Source organism: Nocardioides ultimimeridianus, assembly GCF_054777895.1.
Genome location: NZ_BAAHAB010000002.1, coordinates 84496 through 98749, shown reverse-complemented (window position 1 = coordinate 98749; position 14254 = coordinate 84496). Strand labels below are relative to the sequence as shown.

The following is a 14254-nucleotide window of genomic DNA, read 5'->3' as shown; positions in this document are numbered from 1 at the left end:
TCTCACCCGGCCCCACGCGAGCGTGGGGCCGAGAGGCACCGTTCAGGCCCGGATCAGGCCTCGTCCTCCGGAAGGGGGTCGGTCAGCGGGTCGACCTCGGTCCGGGCCGGGGGGATGTCGACCGGCGGCGGCGGGACGTCGTCGGGCAGCTCGGCGGCCGCCTTGGCGTCGGTGTCCTGCGGCGGGGAGGCGGGCGCGGCGGGAGCCGGCGCCGGGTCGTAGGACGACTGCCACCCACCTCCGTCCGCGGCGGTCGATCCGGCCTGCAGCTTCTTGGCCACGGCCGCAGCGATCCCACCGAGCACGGCGAGGAACAGCAGCTTCTTCAACATCCGGACGTCCTTTCCAAAGGTGGCCGGCGCCCCCGAGTGGGGCCGGCCGCGAAGTCGTCGTACGGCCTTATCCCATCACGCCGGCCCAACCCGGGCCACCGTAGGATCGATCCAACCCGGATCCGGGTCACACCAGACGCACGTGAGGACCACTCGACATGGCTGAGCCGCAGGCGATCCTGCACACGAACAAGGGCGACATCACGATCAACCTGTTCCCGAACCACGCGCCGGAGACGGTGGCGAACTTCGTCGGTCTCGCCAAGGGCGAGAAGGCGAACTCGGCCAAGGCGCCGGGCGAGCCCTTCTACGACGGGCTGATCTTCCACCGCGTCATCGACGGCTTCATGCTCCAGGGCGGCTGCCCGCAGGGCACCGGCACCGGCGGCCCGGGCTACCAGTTCAAGGACGAGCCGCACCCCGAGCTCACCTTCGACAAGCCCTACCTGCTCGCGATGGCCAACGCCGGCCCGGGCACCAACGGCTCGCAGTTCTTCATCACCGTCGCGCCGACGACGTGGCTGAACTTCAAGCACACCATCTTCGGCGAGGTCGCCGACCAGGCCTCGCGCGACGTCGTCGACGCGATCGGCAAGGTCCCGACGGCCCGCGGCGACCGCCCGGTCGAGGACGTCGTCATCGACTCCGTCGAGATCACCGACTGATCCCGACAGGCTCGATCTCCGATGAACGACCCGGCCGGGGTGCCCACCTGCTACCGGCACCCCGGCCGTGAGACCTACATCCGCTGCCAGCGCTGCGACCGGCCGATCTGCCCGGACTGCATGCGCGACGCGGCGGTCGGCTACCAGTGCCCGAGCTGCGTGAGCGAGGGCCACAAGAGCACCCGCAGCGGGCGTACGGCGTACGGCGGCCTGGTGCCCGACAAGCCCGGCGCGGTCACGATGGTGCTGATCGGCATCAACGCCGTGGTGTGGCTGGTCATCCAGGCCACGGGAGGCTACGGCAGCAAGCTCTACGAGCACTTCGCCCTGATCCGCAACGGCTTCTGCGCGAACGCCGGTTTCTGGGCGCCGAGCGAGCAAACCTGTCGACAGTCGCCGGCCGGGCAGTGGATCGTGGGCGTGCACGACGCGCCCTGGCAGCTGATCACCAGCGCCTTCACCCACGTCGACATCCTTCACATCGCGTTCAACATGTACGCCCTCCTGATCCTGGGGCCGATGCTGGAGCGCAAGCTTGGCGCGGCACGTTTCATCGCCGTCTACCTGATCTCCGCTCTGTCCGGGTCGGTCTGCGTGCTCTGGCTCGACCAGACGTCGGCATCGGTGGTCGGCGCATCCGGAGCGGTGTTCGGCATGATGGCGGCGTTGATCGTCGGTGGCCGGAAGTCGGGCGAGGACATCAGCTCGCTGTGGCTGCTGCTGGGCATCAACGTCGTGCTGAGCTTCCAATCGCACGTGTCGTGGCAGGGACATCTCGGCGGCTTCGTGGCGGGCGGGCTCGCGATGGCGGTCCTCGCCTACGCGCCCCGGGAGCGGCGAACGCTGATCCAGGGCGCTGGACTGACCAGCCTCGCCGCGCTGCTCCTGGTTGCAGCGGTGCTCCGAATGAGCGCGCTCAGCTGATTCATCCACAGGGTTCTCCACCGATGTGGAGGAATCACACCGATGTAACTCATCCACAGCTGTGGAAATGGCTGGGGACAACGAAGAGGGCGACCACCCACACGGGTGGTCGCCCTCTCGGCGTTGGTTTCGATACGCCGCTCGCTGGCGCTCGCGGTTACTCAACCACGGGTGACTGTCATTCCCAGCGGGTGGCGAAGGTGAAGCCGACGGCCATGAAGGCGATGCCGACGAAAAGGTTCTTCTGCGCGAGGTCGTTGAAGATCGGCACGTCCTTCGGCTGGTTGCCGGTGAGGAAGATGTAGTAGCAGCAGATCCAGACCAGGCCGATCAGGAAGCAGCCGAGCATGCCGACGACGACGCCGCGGCCCCGGCCCAGCGGGGTCTTCGGGTGGGCGGAGACGACCAGTCCGGCGAAGAACAGCCCGAAGCCGATCAGGTAGTTCCAGTTCTCCAGGTCGCCCATGAAGGACGGGCCACCGGGGTTGACCGGCTTGCCGGTCTTGAGGTCGAGCGCGCCCCAGCCGTCGCTCGGCCGCACACCCCAGTAGGTGTAGACGACCCACGCGATGCCGATCAGGATCAGCGCCAGCGCGATGATGAAGCGGACGGTCAGGACGGGCCCGCGGTCGGGGTCGGCGAAGGGGTTGGGACCCTTGCTCAACTTCGGCAGGCGGGACTGCTTGGCCACGTCGGTGCTCCTGTGTCGGGGATCTGGTCGCAGGGTACTGGTCGCGGCGACCTAACCTAGTCAGTATGACGGGTGCCCACACGACCGGCCGCGGCCGGGCCTGGAGGGTCGGTACGCCGCTGGTGGTCATCCTGTCCGGAGCGCTGTTCGCGACCTCGGCGGTCGACAGCGATGGGACCGACCTGCGACCGGGCCGCTACTCCGACCTGGCCAGCGTGGTGAACGCGGAGGCCAAGGAGTACCAGGCCCTCGAGGTACGCCGCCACCAGCTCGCCGCCGAGGTCGACGCCCTCACCAAGGACGTGTCCGGGCACCGGGTGGACGCCGCGCAGCGCAAGATCGCCCGGCTCGAGGACCCGGCCGGTCTGGTGGCACGCAGTGGCCGCGGGCTGTCGATCACGCTCTCCGACGCGCCCACCGAGGTCCTCGACGCGGCGGTCAGCGCCGACGACCCCGATCTCAACCTCAACCGGCTGGTCGTGCACCAGCAGGACATCCAGGCCGTGGTCAACGCGCTGTGGAGCGGCGGCGCGACCGCGGTGACGATCGCCGGCCAGCGGGTCGTGTCGACCACCGGCATCAAGTGCGAGGGCAACGCCGTCCAGCTCCAGGGCGTGCCCTACCCGCAGCCCTACGTGATCCAGGCGGTCGGCGACCCGACCCGATTGCTGGCCGCGATCGACGGCGACGCGCTGGTGTCCGGCTTTCGCGCGGACGCGGCCAACCCGACGATCGACGTCGGGTGGGACCTGCAGCTCGAGGACCGGGTCACCGCACCGGCGTACGACGGGCTCATCGACATGCACTACGCGAAGGTGCTGTCGAGCCAGTAGCCCGGCGAGGGCCGGGGTCAGTGGCCGGTGGTCCCGACCGTCAGCGGGGTGCTCGTCGCGTCGTTCGGGTCGCTGCCGGCCTTGACCTCGTCGCCGTCGGAGAAGGTGTCACCGTCGGAGTCGGCGACCAGCGGGTCGGTGTGGTACTTGTTCACCTCGTCGCCGTCGCTGAGTCCGTCGCCGTCGGTGTCGGCCTTGTTCGGGTCGGTTCCGTACTGCGCCTCCTGCGCGTCCGAGAGACCGTCCCCGTCGGCGTCCGGCGGAGGGACGTAGGTCGAGACGTAGATGTAGACGTTGGAGTGCTGGGTGGCGGTGTGGCCCTTGCCGCCGCTGGGCGACTGGTCGACCACGGTGCCCTTGGGCTTGGTGGTGGTCCCGGTGTAGTCGCGGACGATCGGGTTGAAGCCCGCGGCGATGAGCATCTTGGTCGCCTTGTCCTCCTGCAGGCCGATCACGTTCGGGACCGTGTTCGGGCCCGCGGACAGGCACAGCGTCACCGTGTCGTCCTTCGTGATCGAGGTGCCGGGGGCCGGGATCTGGCTGACGACGGTGCCCTTCGGCTGGTCCGAGGTGCACGGGTCGGGCTTGACCTTGATGTTCTGCCGCGGCACGCCCTGGCCGATCAGGGTGTTGATCGCCAGCTTCCGCGGGTCCTGCCGGACGTCGTCGATGGTGAACGAGCACGCGCCCCGCGACTGCTTGAGCACGATGCTGGAGTCGGTGGGGACGTACGCGTCCTGCGCCGGGTCCTGCTGCACGATGGTGCCCTCGACGGGGTACTTGTCGGAGCAGACCTGCTGGGTGTCGTCGATGCCCGTGGCGGCGAACCCCGCCTGGACGATCGCGTCGCGCGCGCCCTGCTGGCTCATGCCGACCACGTTCGGCATCTTCACGTCGGTCGGACCGGAGGGGAACAGCTTCGGCCACACCACGAACGCCGTGATCAGGATGAGGGCCAGGAGCAGCAGCAGCACCAGGATCAGCGGCAGCTTGCCCGACTTCTGCGGCCGCTGCGGCGGTACGGGGGTGCCGCGCACGGAGGTCTCGCCGACCCCGGCCGCCGCCGACGTCACCGACGTCGCCGTGGTCAACCGGGTCGCGGTGCTCTCCACCGCCGGGACGGGTACGACGGCCTGCACCGGCCGGCCCGCGAGGTAGCGCTCGATGTCGGTGCGCATGGCCGCGGCCGACTGGTAGCGGTCCTCGACCCGCTTGGCGAGCGCCTTCATCACGATGGTGTCGATCTCGGGGGTGAGGTCGGCGTCGAAGTGCGACGGCGGGGTCGCCGGCTCGCGGACGTGCTGGTAGGCCACCGCCACCGGGGAGTCGCCGACGAACGGCGGGCGGCCGGTGAGCAGCTCGTAGAGCAGGCAGCCGGCGGAGTAGACGTCGGAGCGGGAGTCGACGGTCTCGCCGCGGGCCTGCTCGGGGGAGAGGTACTGCGCGGTGCCGACGACCGCCGCGGTCTGGGTCATCGAGGACGCCGCGTCGCTGATCGCGCGGGCGATGCCGAAGTCCATCACCTTGATGTCGCCGCCGGGCGTGAGCATCACGTTGCCCGGCTTGATGTCGCGGTGGATGATGCCGGCGCGGTGGCTGTAGTCCAGCGCGCTGAGCACGCCCGAGGTGATCTCCAGGGCCCGCTCGGGCAGGATCTTGCGCCCCTCGCGCAGGATGTCGCGCAGGGTGCGGCCGGCGACGTGCTCCATCACGATGTATGGCTGCAGGGCGCCGTCGGCGGTCGGCTCCTCGCCGGTGTCGTAGACCGCGACGATGGCCGGGTGGTTCAGCGAGGCCGAGGACTGGGCCTCGCGGCGGAACCGCGCCTGGAACGTGGGGTCGCTGGCCAGGTCGGTGCGCAGCCGCTTGATCGCGACGACCCGGCCGAGCCGGGTGTCGGTGCCCTTGCGGACCTCGGCCATGCCGCCGCGGCCCAGCAGCTCGCCGAGCTCGTAGCGGTCGCCGATGAGCGTGCGCTGCCCGCCGTGGCCGGGCTGGTCGGTGCGTCCCGTGGTCATTGGCCCGGGCCCTCCGGCTTCTGGTCGAGGAGCGGGGGTGCGTCGAGCGCCGAGGCCGAGCCGCCGGTGGCCGCCGTCGTGGGCGTGGTCGGCGCCGTCGTCGGCGTGGTGGGGGCCGAGCTGGTCGGCGGGTTGTCCCAGTAGGAGACGGTGATGATCTGGCCCTCGGTGACGGCGCCGGACGGGCTGATCTGCGTGACGATGCCGGCGGTGTGGGTGCCGTCGTTCGGCTGCGGCTGCAGCTGCACGTTGAGCCCCTGGGAGCTGAGCTCGGTGTCGACGACGTGGAAGTCGCGGCCGACGTAGTCGGCGGCGTTGAGCTGGATGACTTCGGTGGTCGTGGCCGACGAGGTGGGGGTCGTGGGGGTGCTCGACCGCGTCGTGGCGTGGGTCGCCGGCGTGGTCCGGTCCGTCGTCGGCGTACCGCCGCCGTTGCCGTGCAGCAGCAGGTAGGCGAGGAGCAGGGCGATCAGGACGAAGGCGGCCACCAGGCCGAGTGCGAGCCACGGACCGCGGTCACGGCGCTCCTCCTCCCTGCCGGCGTACGCCGCCGCGGTGTCCAGCCGCGGGATCGGGGCCACCGCGGGGGTCGCGGAGGTCCGGGGGAGCACCGCGGTCGCGGGATCCGGCGAGGGCTGGGCCGCGGCCGCCGGCAGCGGCGCGACGGCGTCGGGGTTGCGCAGGGCCGCGGCCAGGGCGGCACCGTCGGCGAACCGCTGCGCGGGGTCCTTGGCCATGGCCCGGGTGACGACCTTGGCGAGGTCTCCCGGCACGCTCGGCGGCAGCTGCGGCACCGGCTGCTGCAGGTGGGCGAGCAGGGTGGCGACCGGCGTCTCGGCCTCGAACGGCCGGTTGCCGGTCAGGCACTCGTAGGCCACGCAGCCGAGCGAGTAGACGTCGGAGGAGAAGGTGGCGGCGTCGCCGCGGGCCTGCTCGGGGGAGAGGTACTGCGGGGTGCCCATCACCGCGCCGGTGCGGGTGATCGCGGTCGCGTCGCCGGCACGGGCGATGCCGAAGTCGGTCACCTTGACCCTGCGGTCGGGGGTGATGATCAGGTTGGCGGGCTTGACGTCGCGGTGCACGATGCCGGCCTGGTGGGCGACGGCGAGCGCCGCCGCGGTCTGGGTCATCAGGTCCCGCACGATCTCTGGATCCATGGTGCGACCGGCCTCCTTGCCCTGCGCGAGCAGGGCCGAGAGCGGCTGGCCGTCGACGTACTCCATCACCAGGTACGGCGCCCCGCCCGCCGGGGCGTCGGTGCTGTAGTCGTAGACCCCGCAGATGCCGGGGTGGTGCAGGGACGCGGCGTGCCGCGCCTCGGTGTCGAAGCGCGCGCGGAACATCTCGTCGTCGGCGTACTCGTGCTTGAGGACCTTGACGGCCACCGTCCGGCCGAGCCGGGTGTCGGTGGCCTTCCACACCACGCCCATCCCGCCGGTCGCGATCCGCTCGTCGAGGCGGTAGCGGTGCGCCATGTCGGCGTACTGCTCGCTCACTTGTTCATCACCGCTTCCATGACGGCCTTCGCGATCGGACCGCCGAGCCTGCCGCCGGCGATCTCATCGCTGGTCTTACCCGGGATGTGCTGGATCATCACCGCGACCGCCACCTGGGCGTCGGTGGAGGGGGCGAACGACACGAACCAGGCGTACGGCGGGGCGTCGGTGCCGGTCTGGGCGGTGCCCGTCTTGCCGGCCACCTCCACGCCCGGGATCGCCGCGGGGGAGGCGGTGCCGTACTTCACGGTGTCGACCATCAGCTCGGTGACCTCGTCGGCGGTCTGCTGGGACACCGCCTGGCCGAGGACGTCGGTGGGCGTGACGTCGAGCGTCTGGTAGTCGGCGGTCTGGATCCGGTCGACCAGGTAGGGCCGCATGACCTTGCCGTGGTTGCCGATGCCCGCGGCCACCATCGCCATCTGCAGCGGCGTCGCCTGGACCTCGAACTGACCGAAGCCGGAGCGCGCGGTCTCGGCGGAGTTGAGCTCGCGCGAGTCCTTGGCCCCGGGGTCGGTCACGCTCTTGGGGAAGGTCGAGGGGAGCACCGGGGAGTAGTCGGTCAGCGGGACGCTGTTGAACCCGAACGCCTCGGCCTGCGCGCGCAGCTTGGCCGGGCCGAGGGCCACCGCCATCCGCGCGAACGCGGTGTTGCAGGAGTTCTCCATCGCGGTCGAGAAGGAGATGATCTGCGGGCTGCACGGCGCGACGATCTCGTTGCCGACGACGTTCCCGGAGCCGTGCGTGCCGGGCAGCTGGTAGCCGCTGCCGGACGGGACCTGGTCGTCGACGTGGTGCAGGCCGTTCTCGATCGTGGCGGCCGCCGTGACGACCTTGAACGTCGAGCCGGGGAACAGCGCGAGGTAGGTGGCCCGGTTCAGCAGCGGCTTCAGCGGCGACTTGTCGAGGCTGTCGAAGGTGCTGGTGCGGGTCGCGGAGTCGTGGCTGGCCAGCTTGTTCGGGTCGTACGACGGCAGCGAGACCATCGCGAGGATCTTGCCCGTCTTCGGCTGGATCGCGACCACGGCGCCCTCGCCGTGCGGACCGACCGTGGACAGCAGGCCGTTGTAGGCGGCCTCCTGCGCCTTCGGGTCGATCGTGGTGATGACGTTGCCGCCCTGGTTGGTGTCGCCCTGCAGCATGTCGACCAGCCGGTTGACGAACAGCCGCGGGTCCTCGCCGGAGAGGATGTCGTTCTGCGAGCGCTCCAGGCCGGTCTGCACGCCGAGCTGCAGGTAGCCGGTGACGGGGGCGTACATGAACGGCTTGGGGTAGACGCGCAGGTACTTGTACCGGTCGTCGACCGGCTTGCTCCTCGCGATCGTCTGCCGGCCGGCGAGGATCAGCCCGCGCTCACGGCTGTAGGCCGCCTCGGCGGGCCGGGTGTTGCCGGACTTGTTGTCGTAGCTGTCGGCCTTGAAGAACTGCAGGTAGGTCACGTTGACCATCAGCGCCAGGAACAGCACCAGGCAGAAGATGGAGACGGCGCGGATCGGCTTGTTCACTCCGGCACCACCTTCACCAGTTGCGTCGACTCCATGTCGGGGTCGGCGTCGGGCTCGGTCAGGTCCGGCAGCGGGCGCCGCGCCTGGTCCGAGATCCGCAGCAGGATGGCGATGATCACCCAGTTGGCGATCAGCGAGGACCCGCCGTACGACATGAACGGTGTGGTGAGGCCGGTCAGCGGGATCAGCCGGGTGACGCCGCCGATCACGACGAACACCTGGATCGCGAGCACGCAGCCCAGACCGGTCGCGACCAGCTTGCCGAAGCCGTCGCGGGCGATCAGCGCCGCGCGCAGGGCCCGCTCCACGATGAGGCCGTAGAGCAGCAGGACCGCGATGACCGCGGTCAGCCCGAGCTCCTCACCGACCAGCGCCATGATGAAGTCGTTGTGCTCCTCGGGCACCCGCAGGTGGGTCGAGTCGCCCGAGCCGAGGGTGATCATGCCCTGGCCCAGGCCGCGGCCGAGCAGGCCGCCCCAGGCGAACGCGTAGAGGCTCTGCACCAGCTGGTAGCCGCTGCCCGAGGCGTCCTGGAACGGGTGCAGCCAGATGTCGACGCGCTCGGTGACGTGCGGGACCAGGCGGGAGGCGGAGAACGCGCCCGCGAGGAACATCGCGCCGCCGACGTACAGCCAGCCGGAGCGCTCGGTGGCGACGTACAGCATCACCAGGAAGAGGCCGAAGAACAGCAGGCTGGAGCCGAGGTCCTTCTGCAGCACCAGGATGCACATGCTGACGGCCCACATCGCCAGGATCGGGCCGAGGTCGCGGCCGCGGGGCAGGTCGACGAAGAGGACGCGGCGGCCGGCCAGGGCCAGGGCGTCGCGGTGGCCGACGAGGTAGCCGGCGAATGCGAGGACCAGCAGCACCTTGGCGACCTCGCCGGGCTGCAGGGTGAAGCCGCCGACGCCGATCCAGATCCGGGCGCCGTTCACCTCCTTGCCGATCACCGGCAGCATCGGGAGCAGCAGCAGCACGATCGCCGCGAGCCCGAAGGTGTAGGTGTAGCGGCCCAGCACGCGGTGGTCGCGCACCAGGTAGAGGGTCGCGATGAACAGCGCGACGCCGAGGGTCATCCACATCAGCTGCTTGCTGGCGTCGCTGGTGCCGATGGCCAGGTCGATGCGGTGGATGAGCGCGAGGCCGAGCCCGTTGAGGGCCGCCACGACGGGCAGCAGCACCGGATCGGCGTACGGCGCGACCAGGCGGACCGTCACGTGGGCGGCGATGATCAGCGCGGCCAGCCAGCCGCCGTACGCGATCAGGTTGGTGGGGACGGCTCCGTCGACGCCGAGACCGACGCTGACGTAGGCGCCGATGCCGACCGCGAGTGCCAGGATCAGCAGGAACAGCTCCGCACCGCGCCGCTGGCGGTGGACGAAGCTCATCAGCGGAGAGCCCGGCATCAGGGCGTCCCCGTCTCGGCGAGGGGGAGGTCATCCACGATCTGCTGGGCCTTCTGCGGGTCGTCGGCCGTGATGCCGTCCTTGACCGCCTTGGGGTTCACCAGGTCGTCGACGACCAGGTCGCTCTCGAGGTAGACCGAGCTGATCCCGGGGATGTCCTTGATGCCGCGGAAGATCGTCACGTGCCCGTCGTGCTCACCGATGTAGTACTGCTTCTGGCTCCAGGAGTACGCCGCCGCGCCGGCCATCCAGAGCAGGCCGAGCGCGATGAGCAGCAGCATCAGGCGGCGCGCCCAGGCGAAGCGGCGCGGGGCCAGTGGCGCGTAGCGGTAGGCCTCGGGGTCGACCGGGTCCGCGCGCACGGCGCTGGGGAAGCCGGTCTGGATCGGCGCGAGCTCCTCGTCGATGGGCTCCAGCTCGCCGGTGTCGCCGGACCGGTGCCCGCGGAACAGCGCCCGCGGCAGGCGGCGGCGCAGCTCGGCGGCCGCGCCCACCACCTGGGGCGCCTGCGGCGGCACGGCAGGGTCGACGGGGACGACGTCGGCCACGATGCAGGTGACGTTGTCGGAGCTGCCCGCGTCGAGGGCGGCGCGCACCAGCTCGATCGAGGCGAACTCCGGGGTGCCCTCGGCCAGCAGCGTCGTGAGCCGGTCGTTGTCGAGGACCCCGCACGCACCGTCGCTGCACAGGAACAGCCGGTCGCCCGGCTCGACCTCGATCTGGAACAGGTCCGGGTCGACGTCGTGCATGCCGTCGAGGGCCTTGAGGATCAGGTTGCGGTGCGGGTGGACCCGCGCCTCCTCCTCGGTGATCCGGCCCTCGTCGATCAGGCTCTGCACGAAGGTGTGGTCGGTGGTGAGCTGGGAGAGCCGGCCCTCGCGCAGCAGGTAGGCGCGGGAGTCGCCGACATGGCCGAACCCGAACCGCTGGCCGTCGAAGAGGGCGAGAACGACGGTCGTGCTGGTGCCGTTGATCGACGGGTCGTGGTCGACCTGACTGCCGATCGACTCGTGCGCCTCGTGCAGGCCGTCGTTGATCCGCACGACCAGGTCCGCGGTCGGCTCGGCCTTCTCCGGTGCGATGTCCAGGTTGCGCAGCTCGTTGATCGCCGTGCTCGAGGCGATGTCGCCGCGCGCCGCGCCGCCGACACCGTCACAGACGGCGAGCAGCCACGGACCGGCGTACCCGCTGTCCTGGTTGTCCTTGCGGACCCGGCCCACGTCGGAGACCGCGTGGAAGCGCAGGGTGAGGTCGGGGTGCTCCGGCTCCGGGTCGGGAACCAGGGTGGGCTCGTCGAGCCGGTCGCTCATCTCGGCGGGCTCCACTTACTTCCTCAGCTCCAAGATCGTCTTCCCGATCCGGACCTGGGAGCCGAGGCCGATGGCGGTCGGCGCGGTGATGCGCTGGGCGCCCAGGTAGGTGCCGTTGGTCGACCCGAGGTCCTCGACGAACCACTGGTCGCCCGACGACACGATCCGCGCGTGCCGGGTCGAGACGTAGTCGTCGTCGAGCCGGATCGCCGCGTCGTTGCCGCGGCCGATGAGCACCGGGGCGGAGGCGAGGTCGGCGCTGATGCCGGTGTTCGAGCCCTGGATGACGGTGACGTGGGTGGGCGTCCCGCGCTTCTTCGGCTGCTTGGGCTGCTTGGCCTGCTTGGCCGGGCGGGGCGCACGGCCCGGGGTCGCGGCGGTCGGGACCCGGGCGCCGAACATGTCGGAGCGGATGACCGAGATCGCCGAGAGCACGAAGATCCACAGGATCGCCAGGTAGCCGATCCGGACCAGGAACAGGGTGAGCTCAGACATCGGTGCCTCCCTGCTGCAGCCGCAGGACCAGCGAGGTGTGGCCGACCTGGACGCGTGAGCCGTCGCGGAGCTGGGCGCGGGCGACCTTCTGGCCGTCGACCCTGATGCCGTTGGTGGATCCCATGTCGTGCACCTCGATCTGGGGCGCACCGCCAGCGGCGGTGGTGATCAGGAACTGGGCGTGCCGGCGGCTGACGCCCGGGTCGTTGATGCGGATGTCGGCCTCGCTGCCGCGGCCGACCACGATGCCGGGAGACACGAGCGGGTGCTCGGTCCCGTTGACCTCGATGACGGCGCGGCTGGGCTGGGCGTTGGTCCGGATGGTGCCGACCACCGACGCCTCGGCCCTGCTCAGCACGGTGAACCGGCCGGTGCCGAGCTCGTCGTCGGCGTGGAACTCGATGCGGATCGGGCCCGGGAACACGTAGCCCTGGTTGTCGGCGTGCTCCTGGAGCTGGTCGGCGAGCTCCTGGGACAGCGACGTCGTGTACGGCGCCATCCGCTCCAGGTCGCCGGGCGACAGATCCACCTGGAACGCGTTCGGCACCAGCCGGCGCTGTCGCGACAGCACCTGGGCCTTGTTGTCGAGCTCGCGCTGCAGGGCAGCGGCGATCTCGACCGGCTGCACGGCCGAGCGGAAGGTGCGGGCGAAGGCGCCGGAGATCGCCCGCTCGAGACGTTGCTCGAAACGCTGCAGTCCACCCACGCGGGCCTCCTCTCCTGGTTCTTCTCCTGCACAGATCCTGCACTCGTACCGCACTCGGCAGCGGTCATGCCCGAGGGGCAGGAACAGCACACCGGGCGTCGTCGATCGTATCGGTGGCCCGGCGGAGAGGCCCGGATGCCGCGCTCGGGCCGCCGGTTTGGGGCGCGCGGAGCTGGTGGGATAACCTTGGCCCGCTTCACGCGCGAGTGGCGGAATAGGCAGACGCGCACGGTTCAGGTCCGTGTGTCCGAAAGGACGTGGGGGTTCAACTCCCCCCTCGCGCACGTGAGCAGAGGCCCCGGTCAGCAGACCGGGGCCTCTTGCATTCCCGTTGCCCGCGGCGGGGGAGCTTCCCTCCGGGACCGCCGCCGTCGCCCTAATCTCGGGGCGTGATCAAGTACCTCGGCTCCAAGCGGACCCTGGTCGGCGTGCTCGCCGACATGGCCGTGGCGACCGGGGCCCGGGAGGCCGTGGACCTGTTCACCGGGACGACCCGGGTGGCGCAGGAGCTGAAGCGGCGCGGGCTGCAGGTGACGGCATCCGACGTGGCGACGTACTCGGCCGTGCTGAGCGACTGCTTCATCGCGACCGACCTCGACGCCGTCGACGTCGACGAGCTGGACGACGAGCTCGCGCGGCTGCAGGCCCTCCCGGGGCGGCGCGGCTACTTCACCGCGACCTTCTGCGAGCGGTCGCGGTTCTTCCAGCCCAAGAACGGGCTCCGCGTGGACGCGATCCGTGACGAGCTCGAGACGATGCGCGACCACCCGCTGTTCCCGGTGCTGCTCACCAGCCTGATGCTGGCCGCGGACCGCGTGGACTCGACCACCGGGCTGCAGATGGCCTACCTCAAGCAGTGGGCGCCGCGCAGCCACCAGGACCTGGAGCTGCGCCGGCCCGCGCTGCTCGCCGGTCCGGGCCGGACCGTGCTGGGCGATGCGATGGAGACCGTCGGGACGCTGCCGCGCACCGGGCTGATGTACCTGGACCCGCCGTACAACCAGCACCGCTACTTCACGAACTACCACATCTGGGAGACCCTCGTCCGCTGGGACGCCCCGGCCCACTACGGCGTCGCGTGCAAGCGGATCGACAGCCGCGAGCCCGCCACCCGCAGCGTGTTCAACAGCAAGCCGGCCATGCCGGGCGCCTTCCGCAGCCTCCTCGAGCGCGCCGACGCGGAGGTCCTGATGGTCTCCTACAACGACGAGTCGTGGATCAGTGCCGAGGAGATGGTCCGCTCGCTGCGCGAGGTGGGGTACGACGAGGTGCGGATGGTCGCCTTCGACTCCAAGCGGTACGTCGGCGCGCAGATCGGCATCCACAACCCGGCCGGGCAGCGGGTCGGCGAGGTCTCCCACCTGCGCAACACCGAGCAGGTCTTCGTGGCCGGGCCCCGCGAGCGGGTGGAGGCTGCCGTCGCGGCAGCGTCAGGAGCCGTGCACGGCTGAGCGCTCGGCCCGCCAGGCCGCGATCCCCTCGACGGTGCAGAAGCCGGTGCGGCAGCGCTTCACGCAGACCAGACCGAGCAGGTCGCCGGCGTCGTCGACGACCGCCAGTCGCCGGGCCCCGGCGTGGTCCAGCCGCTCCCACAGGTCGGCGACGGTGTCGGTGGGGCGGGCGGTGCGGTCCTCGAGACGGGCGTGGTCGCGGGCCGGCTCGTCGTCGCCGACGGTGTCCGGCAGGTCCTCGGCCGCGAGGGTCCCGACCAGGTGCGCCCCGTCGACGAGCAGGACGAGGTGCTGCTTGGGCCGGGCGAGCGACGTACGCGCGACGCCGACGGTGATGGCGGCGTCGAAGGTCGTGGGGGCGGTGATCATCACCTCCGCCACGGTCGTCGCGCCCTCGTTCACCCGCCCAGTGTGACGGATCG

The 14254-nt window shown here is 70.8% G+C and carries 14 protein-coding genes and 1 tRNA gene; 5 read left to right on the top strand and 10 right to left on the bottom strand.

Features of this window, described 5'->3' with window-relative positions; all coding sequences use genetic code 11:
- Positions 1–53 precede the first annotated feature (53 nt).
- Positions 54–332: a hypothetical protein gene (locus ACYU8V_RS00495; protein ID WP_460844437.1), complete on the bottom strand. Its 279-nt coding sequence runs from the start codon at positions 330–332 to the stop codon at positions 54–56.
- Between the two features lie 158 nt (positions 333–490).
- Between ACYU8V_RS00495 and ACYU8V_RS00490 the strand changes: the two genes are divergently transcribed.
- Complete coding sequence (locus ACYU8V_RS00490) at positions 491–997, top strand: peptidylprolyl isomerase (protein ID WP_460844434.1); 507 nt, start codon at positions 491–493, stop codon at positions 995–997.
- A 21-nt stretch (positions 998–1018) separates the two neighbouring features.
- Positions 1019–1921 (top strand): rhomboid family intramembrane serine protease, encoded by a 903-nt coding sequence (locus ACYU8V_RS00485; protein WP_460844432.1) that lies wholly within the window; start codon positions 1019–1021, stop codon positions 1919–1921.
- Between the two features lie 178 nt (positions 1922–2099).
- On the opposite strand, the gene ACYU8V_RS00480 is transcribed toward ACYU8V_RS00485, so the two are convergent.
- Positions 2100–2612 (bottom strand): cell division protein CrgA, encoded by a 513-nt coding sequence (locus ACYU8V_RS00480; RefSeq protein WP_460844430.1) that lies wholly within the window; start codon positions 2610–2612, stop codon positions 2100–2102.
- Positions 2613–2677: 65 nt separating this feature from the next.
- Between ACYU8V_RS00480 and ACYU8V_RS00475 the strand changes: the two genes are divergently transcribed.
- Positions 2678–3445 (top strand): DUF881 domain-containing protein, encoded by a 768-nt coding sequence (locus ACYU8V_RS00475; protein ID WP_460844428.1) that lies wholly within the window; start codon positions 2678–2680, stop codon positions 3443–3445.
- Between the two features lie 17 nt (positions 3446–3462).
- Here ACYU8V_RS00475 and pknB read toward each other — a convergent pair whose 3' ends face one another.
- Genes pknB through ACYU8V_RS00440 form a run of 7 tightly spaced genes read right to left on the bottom strand, consistent with a single transcriptional unit; the run spans position 3463 to position 12381 of the window.
- A complete protein-coding gene (pknB, locus tag ACYU8V_RS00470) occupies positions 3463–5463 on the bottom strand; it encodes a Stk1 family PASTA domain-containing Ser/Thr kinase (protein WP_460844426.1) in 2001 nt (666 codons plus the stop codon).
- Positions 5460–6959: a serine/threonine-protein kinase gene (locus ACYU8V_RS00465; protein ID WP_460844424.1), complete on the bottom strand. Its 1500-nt coding sequence runs from the start codon at positions 6957–6959 to the stop codon at positions 5460–5462. The genes pknB and ACYU8V_RS00465 overlap by 4 nt, the downstream gene beginning before the upstream one ends.
- The gene (locus tag ACYU8V_RS00460; protein ID WP_460844422.1) at positions 6956–8464 is read right to left on the bottom strand and encodes a peptidoglycan D,D-transpeptidase FtsI family protein; all 1509 of its coding nucleotides are present in this window, start codon (positions 8462–8464) and stop codon (positions 6956–6958) included. The genes ACYU8V_RS00465 and ACYU8V_RS00460 overlap by 4 nt, the downstream gene beginning before the upstream one ends.
- Entirely contained in the window at positions 8461–9870 is a 1410-nt protein-coding gene (locus ACYU8V_RS00455) for an FtsW/RodA/SpoVE family cell cycle protein (protein WP_460844419.1), read from the bottom strand. The genes ACYU8V_RS00460 and ACYU8V_RS00455 overlap by 4 nt, the downstream gene beginning before the upstream one ends.
- Entirely contained in the window at positions 9870–11180 is a 1311-nt protein-coding gene (locus ACYU8V_RS00450; protein WP_460844417.1) for a PP2C family protein-serine/threonine phosphatase, read from the bottom strand. The genes ACYU8V_RS00455 and ACYU8V_RS00450 overlap by 1 nt, the downstream gene beginning before the upstream one ends.
- A gap of 15 nt (positions 11181–11195) precedes the next feature.
- Positions 11196–11675 carry an FHA domain-containing protein FhaB/FipA gene (locus ACYU8V_RS00445; protein WP_460844415.1) on the bottom strand — a complete coding sequence of 160 codons (480 nt, stop codon included), beginning with the start codon at positions 11673–11675 and terminating at the stop codon, positions 11196–11198.
- Positions 11668–12381 carry an FhaA domain-containing protein gene (locus ACYU8V_RS00440; RefSeq protein WP_460844412.1) on the bottom strand — a complete coding sequence of 238 codons (714 nt, stop codon included), beginning with the start codon at positions 12379–12381 and terminating at the stop codon, positions 11668–11670. The genes ACYU8V_RS00445 and ACYU8V_RS00440 overlap by 8 nt, the downstream gene beginning before the upstream one ends.
- A gap of 200 nt (positions 12382–12581) precedes the next feature.
- On the opposite strand from ACYU8V_RS00440, the gene ACYU8V_RS00435 reads away from it, so the two are divergent.
- Together ACYU8V_RS00435 and ACYU8V_RS00430 are read left to right on the top strand one after the other, a co-directional pair.
- A tRNA-Leu gene (locus tag ACYU8V_RS00435) sits at positions 12582–12665 on the top strand.
- Positions 12666–12770: 105 nt separating this feature from the next.
- The gene (locus ACYU8V_RS00430) at positions 12771–13832 is read left to right on the top strand and encodes a DNA adenine methylase (protein ID WP_460844409.1); all 1062 of its coding nucleotides are present in this window, start codon (positions 12771–12773) and stop codon (positions 13830–13832) included.
- Here ACYU8V_RS00430 and ACYU8V_RS00425 read toward each other — a convergent pair.
- On the bottom strand, positions 13812–14234 hold the full coding sequence (locus ACYU8V_RS00425) for a CBS domain-containing protein (protein WP_460844406.1): 423 nt from the start codon (positions 14232–14234) through the stop codon (positions 13812–13814). The two genes, ACYU8V_RS00430 and ACYU8V_RS00425, sit on opposite strands and share 21 nt — an antisense overlap.
- Between the last annotated feature and the right edge of the window lie 20 nt (positions 14235–14254).